The organism is Streptomyces sp. AC627_RSS907 (assembly GCF_019049165.1).
Genome location: NZ_JAGMUE010000393.1, coordinates 1 through 658, shown reverse-complemented (window position 1 = coordinate 658; position 658 = coordinate 1). Strand labels below are relative to the sequence as shown.

Genomic DNA, 658 nt, shown 5'->3' with positions numbered 1-658 from the left:
GCTCTACGGCGAGATCCCGGCCGTGGAGCGGGAGTTGACCGCCGCCGCGGAGGCGGAGGAGGAGGCCAGGAAGGGCGACCGGGACAAGATGGTCAAGGAGGAGGTCGGCCCGGACGACATCGCCGACGTCGTCGCCTCCTGGACCGGCATCCCGGCCGGCCGCCTCCTTGAGGGCGAGACGCAGAAGCTGCTGCGCATGGAGGACGAGTTGGGCCGGCGGCTGATCGGCCAGCACGAGGCGGTGCGGGCGGTCTCCGACGCCGTGCGCCGCACCCGCGCCGGCATCGCCGACCCCGACCGCCCCACCGGTTCCTTCCTCTTCCTCGGCCCGACCGGCGTCGGCAAGACCGAGCTGGCCAAGGCGCTCGCGGACTTCCTCTTCGACGACGAGCGGGCCATGGTCCGCATCGACATGAGCGAGTACGGCGAGAAGCACTCGGTGGCCCGCCTGGTCGGCGCCCCGCCCGGCTACGTCGGGTACGAGGAGGGCGGCCAGCTCACCGAGGCGGTTCGCCGGCGCCCGTACTCGGTGGTGCTCCTGGACGAGGTCGAGAAGGCCCACCACGAGGTCTTCGACATCCTGCTCCAGGTGCTGGACGACGGCCGGCTGACGGACGGCCAGGGCCGCACGGTGGACTTCCGCAACACCATCCTCATC

At 72.0% G+C, this 658-nt stretch carries 1 protein-coding gene; it reads left to right on the top strand.

From position 1 onward, the window contains the following. Positions 1–658 (top strand): AAA family ATPase (locus KUM32_RS36070; protein WP_217146127.1); only part of this gene is annotated, 658 nt, incomplete at both ends.